Origin of the sequence: Burkholderia sp. E168m23 (genome assembly GCF_016586125.1) — a bacterium.
GTDB lineage: Bacteria > Pseudomonadota > Gammaproteobacteria > Burkholderiales > Burkholderiaceae > Burkholderia > Burkholderia orbicola.
On the sequence record NZ_BCPP01000509.1, the window covers coordinates 1 to 5,097 of the forward strand.

Sequence of the window (5,097 nt, forward strand, 5' to 3'; positions counted from 1 at the left end):
CAGCGCGACCCTCTTTGACGCATTCGACGCCCTATCGCTTGCCTTCGTACTGCCCGTATTGATTGGCCTCTGGCATCTCTCGGCCGGCCAGATCGGCGTGCTGATCGCCGCCGGCTATCTCGGCCAGGTCGTAGGCGCGTTGGTGTTCGGCTGGCTCGCTGAGCGCATCGGTCGCGTACCGAGTGCGACGGTGACTGTGGGCGTGATGTCGGCCATGAGCATCGTCTGCGCATTCACCGGCAGCTTCCATATGCTGTTCCTAATGCGCTTTCTGCAAGGCATCGGCGTGGGAGGAGAAGTGCCCGTCGCGGCCACGTACATCAACGAGCTGTCGCAAGCGCACGGCCGGGGACGTTTCTTTATTTTGTACGAACTCATTTTCCCGCTGGGTTTGCTCGCAGCCGCGCAACTGGGGGCGTTCATCGTCCCCCGCTTCGGTTGGGAGTACATGTTCCTCGTGGGGGGCATCCCGGGCATAATTGTCGCCTTCCTGATCGCACGACTCCCGGAATCGCCGCGCTGGCTCATTTCAAAGGGGCGCTTCGATAAGGCGGAAGGAATCATCGAGCGACTGGAGGCCAGCACGCCCAAGCGAAACCTTGATACGAAAACGCAGAAGGCCGAAGTTGATGAGCGCGTGGTCGGCCTGCTGAACGGCCTGCAGTCGAAGCAGACGGGATCGTGGAAGGAACTTTTTTCGCCGTTCTACCGCGGGCGCACCATCGTAGTGTGGTTACTTTGGGCGACCTCATATTTTGTCGCGAACGGCATCAACAACTGGCTGCCCAGCCTCTACAAGACGGTCTACCATCTGCCGCTGCAAGAGTCGCTTCACATGGCGTCCATCTCGAACGTCCTGAGTACGTGCGGGGTGCTTGCCTGCGCGTTGCTGATCGATCGTGTCGGGCGCCGCCGCTGGGCAATGGCCTGCTTCATCATCAGCGGGATCCTGCTCGCCGCTCTGGGTATTCATGGAGCAGGTAGTGCCTGGTCAGTGATGTTCTTGGGATCTTCCGCATACGCAGTGATGGCAACCACAACCGTACTGCTGTACCTGTACACACCTGAAATCTATCCGACCCGGATGCGCGCGATTGGTACTGGCCTCGCGACGTCCTGGCTGCGGGCCGCTTCTGCTGCCGCGCCTGCGATCGTGGGCGTCGTATTGACAGGGAAGGGCATCGCGGCGGTATTCATCCTTTTTGCGGTGGTCAGCGCTGTGGGTTTCTTTGTAGCTTCGCGAATGGTGGAGACCACCAATCGCGCTCTCGAAGAGATCTCCCCGTAACCGCTCGCATCCCTTGCCGCTCCTTCTCCTGATGTGAGTCAAGGGGAAGGAGCGTCCTGGTTCGAAACACCGATAATTTCAGCGCGACAGGTTCACAGATAGCGACAACGTTCCACGACTCTGTTTGTAGTCCTTATCGGATGTCGTGCGGCAAAGATCGCATATAACAAAACGAATGGAGACAACGGAAATGAAAAAGGCACAACGGGTCATGGCCCGCGCTTCGATGCGGAAAGTCGCTGGCACACTTGGCGTAGCAGCGATGCTCAGCGCCGGCCTCGCATTGACCTCTGTCGGCGCCCGCGCAGATAGTGGTTCGCAAGTCCAGCTGTATGGGATCGTCGGCACCTATGTCGGCAGTGTCAAACGTAGCGATACGCCTCAATCCACGGTACTCATAGGCAGCGGCGGATTGACCACATCATTCTGGGGAATCCGCGGCAAGGAAGATCTGGGCGGCGGTGTCAGCGCCATCTTCGCTCTGGAGAGCTTCTTCCAGCCTCAAAACGGCGCGCAGGGCCGCAATGCCACAGACCCGTTCTTTTCACGCAATGCGTACGTGGGCTTTCAAGGCGACTTCGGTCAGTTGACCTTCGGGCGCCAAAGAAATCCGACCTATACGGCCGAATCCCTCATCAACCCGTTCAGTTCGTCGACTGTCTTTTCGCCTCTCGTCCTCCAGACGTTCGTGACCAACTATGGTGGCACGATCATTGGCGATACGGTGTGGAACAACACCGCCAAGTACACAACACCGGACTTCAAAGGTTTCGGCGCAACCGTGATCTATGGCCTGGGTGGCGTTGCGGGGTCGCCCGGCGTCGGCAATCTCGGCGCGCATTTGAATTATCAAGGTCACGGTCTCACGGCAGTGGTGTCCGGCCAGCGCGTACGCTACACCGCAGCGGGGCCAGTGGGCGCACAATACGCCTACCTCGCGGGCGCGGCCTATGACTTCAAGCTCGTGACACTTTATGGCGCGTGGGCGATGACAAGTGACGTGAGTACGCCGACAGGCAGCCACACGTACGAGGCGGGTTTTTCGATCCCGTTCACACCGGCCGATTTCCTGCTTGCTGAGTGGGCGCGTACGCAACGGTCCGGTCCTACGCATACGACCAACAGCCTTCGCAATACTGCCGCACTCGGTTACGACCATCTGCTGTCCAAGCGGACGGACATTTACGCAATTTACTCTATCGACAAGCTGAGCGATCATCCCATCGGCAACACCTTTGCCGTCGGCATTCGGCACACGTTCTAGAAAGCGTTCACCCTTTTGTCGTCACTTCCTGTCTCTGAAAAGCTCGGCGGCGAGGTCGGTTACGGGCCGGTCATATACGAGGGGCGTTCGGGATTCGCAAATTCCGCCGAGTCTGGTGCTAAGCTGCTGATTCGAGAGGGGAAACGCTGACATCCGCTCGGTAGTCCGTGACAGCGACGTGGACGCCAGCAGCGACAAGTGCCAGAACCCAGGCACCTCATGCGAAGGGATTCAGGGGCCGTCTTGCCTGAGCGCCGAGCGCACCGCTTGCGGGGTTTTTCCGGTCCATGCCTGAAATGCCCGCGCGAAGGAGTTGGGATCTTCGAAACCCAGCAGGAAGGAAATTTCTGCGCCGGACATTGATGAATTGACGAGGTAGTGTGTAGTGGTCAACTAATCCCGGACACTGCGTTAAGTTTTTCTTCCGCAACCGCCGGCGCCAGTCCGTCATTGAACTGATGCGGCCGTATCCAGTTGTACCGGTGCATCAGGTAGTGGCTGATGTCCCGGTGTGCCTCCTGCGCCGACATGTAGCCCACTGACGGTAGCCATTCGGTCTTGAAGCTGCGGAACAGCCTCTCCATCGGGGAGTTATCCCAACAATTTCCTCGACGGCTCATGCTCTGCTGTATCCGATAGCGCCAGAGGCGCTGACGGAATTTCCGGCTTGCATATTGGCCGCCTTGATCCGAGTGAAACAGCAAGCCTTGCGGTCGACCACGTTGCTCATAGGCCATCTCCAACGCCTGCACGACCAGATCGGCATCAGGGCGTGTCGAGAACGCCCAGCCAACAACCCGACGCGTGAACAGGTCGAGTACTACGGCCAGATAATGCCAACGTCCCTGCGCCCAGACATACGTGATGTCACCACACCACACCACACCTGATTCGGCGTACCAACCTCGAATTCGCGATTGAGATGGTTCGGGATATCGATCCGCTCGACCGTGGCCTGCTTGTAGGCATGGCGACCCGGCTGCTTGCAGATCAACCCGAGTTCTTCCATCAAGCGGCTGACCTTGAAGCGTCCAATCGCCGTACCTTCCTCGCGCATCATGCCCATGATGCTGCGACTGCCAGCAGAGCTTCGACTCTCGATGAACAGCTCGTGTACCCGGCTACGCAGTACCATGCGCTCGGTATCAACGCGTCGGGCTCGCCCTCGGTGTGCATACAGGCAGGACCGCGACACGTCGAATACCGCGCAGATCAGCTCGACCGATTCGCTTGCGCCAATCTGATCAATTACTTCGTACGTTCGATGCCTTCCGACATCAAGAGCGCGGTAGCCTTTTTTAAAATGGCCTTCTCACGCTCGAGGCGTTCGATACGCGCCTCGAGTTCCTGAATACGCTGTTGATCCGGCGTGATTGCCTTGCCCTGCGGCGTGACGCCCTGGCGTTCCATCTGAAGTTGCTGCACCCAGCGGCGCAGCACCGTCTCGCCGACGCCGACCGAGCGGCTTGCTTCCATATGGCTATAACCCTGGTCGAGCACCAGACAGGCGGCTTGCTGTTTGAACTCCGGGGAAAACGTACGTCGTTGCTTGCTCATCAGACACCTCTTCATGGCGACCATTCTCGCCTAAATCAGTGTCCGGATTCATTAGACCACTACAGTCGGGCGATGTGTCGGCGATCGCGGCCGGCGTCGTCGGGTGGGCGGTGTTTGCGCTGTTCCTGCACGACCCGTTGATCGGCGTGCGGCCGTTCGGTTGAACGTTCCGCGTACGCAGGCTCGGCGACCGCGTCACGCTGATCGGCCGCGGCCCGGCGCGCGAGCGGCAGGCATCGCCCGGCCTACCGGCCGACGCATTGCAGATCGGCGGCAGCATTGACCGACGGCGGGCACGATCGCGCGGCGGCTGGCGAGTTCGCCCGCGCATCGACGCGAGCGCATAGCGACGACGCTCGCGGCGCGCGCGTCAGATCGGCCTGACGAACAGCCCGACCGTCAGTGCCGCGCCGATACAGACGATCGCGATCCGCAGCACGCGCTCGTTCACGCGGTGCAGCGCCCATGCGCCGAGCAGGCCGCCGACGATCGCGCCGCTGCCGAGCGCAAGCGCCGCGCCCCAGTGCAATTGCGGCGAGGTGACGAACAGCAGGACCGCCGACGCGTTCATCACGCCCGCGAGAGCGTTCTTGGTCGACATCGCGTGACGCGGCGACAGGCCGGCCATCGTGAGCGCGGCCATCATCAGGAAGCCGATGCCGCCGCCGAAATAGCCGCCGTAGATCGCGATCAGGAACTGCGAGATCCCGGCCGCCATCGGGCCGAGATGCTGCGCGGCCTCGGTCGGCTTGCGGAAGAAGCTGCCCCATGCGAACACGACGGTTGCGAACAGCACGAGCCACGGCACCAGCTGCGAGAAGATCGACGACGGCGTTTTGAGCAGCAGCAGCCCGCCGAGCGCGCCGCCGATCACGCTGATCACGAACAGCGCGCGAAACGACAGCGTGCCTGCGCCGCGGACCATCTTGCGGCTTGCCCAGCCGGTCGTGACCTGGCCGGGAAACAGCGCGACCGTCGACGTGATGTT

Annotated in this window: 4 protein-coding genes and 2 pseudogenes; 3 read left to right on the top strand and 3 right to left on the bottom strand. The window is 60.8% G+C overall.

Annotation, left to right across the window (positions count from 1 at the left end):
• Both JMF90_RS23375 and JMF90_RS23380 read left to right on the top strand, forming a co-directional pair.
• Positions 1-1,288 (top strand): MFS transporter (locus tag JMF90_RS23375; RefSeq protein ID WP_201325482.1); only part of this gene is annotated, 1,288 nt, incomplete at its 5' end.
• Between the two features lie 190 nt (positions 1,289-1,478).
• Complete coding sequence (locus JMF90_RS23380; RefSeq protein WP_011548551.1) at positions 1,479-2,552, top strand: porin; 1,074 nt, start codon at positions 1,479-1,481, stop codon at positions 2,550-2,552.
• 231 nt (positions 2,553-2,783) lie between these two features.
• Here the strand turns inward: JMF90_RS23380 and JMF90_RS23385 are convergent, their stop codons facing one another.
• Both JMF90_RS23385 and JMF90_RS23390 read right to left on the bottom strand, forming a co-directional pair.
• Positions 2,784-2,945 carry an AraC family transcriptional regulator gene (locus JMF90_RS23385; protein ID WP_200094992.1) on the bottom strand — a complete coding sequence of 54 codons (162 nt, stop codon included), beginning with the start codon at positions 2,943-2,945 and terminating at the stop codon, positions 2,784-2,786.
• Positions 2,942-4,109: pseudogene (locus tag JMF90_RS23390) on the bottom strand (IS3 family transposase). The gene JMF90_RS23385 and the pseudogene JMF90_RS23390 overlap by 4 nt, the downstream one beginning before the upstream one ends.
• 65 nt (positions 4,110-4,174) lie before the next feature.
• Between JMF90_RS23390 and JMF90_RS23395 the strand changes: the two are divergent.
• Positions 4,175-4,273 (top strand): annotated as a pseudogene (locus JMF90_RS23395) (protein NrnU); the annotation flags it as partial.
• Positions 4,274-4,479: 206 nt separating this feature from the next.
• Here the strand turns inward: JMF90_RS23395 and JMF90_RS23400 are convergent.
• Positions 4,480-5,097: sulfite exporter TauE/SafE family protein (locus JMF90_RS23400; protein ID WP_201325483.1), on the bottom strand; the 618-nt coding region annotated here is incomplete at its 5' end.

Excerpts from the sequence above, each read along its gene's own strand:
- JMF90_RS23380 (WP_011548551.1), top strand. The coding sequence starts at position 1,479 with ATGAAAAAGGCACAACGGGTCATGGCCCGCGCTTCGATGCGGAAAGTC.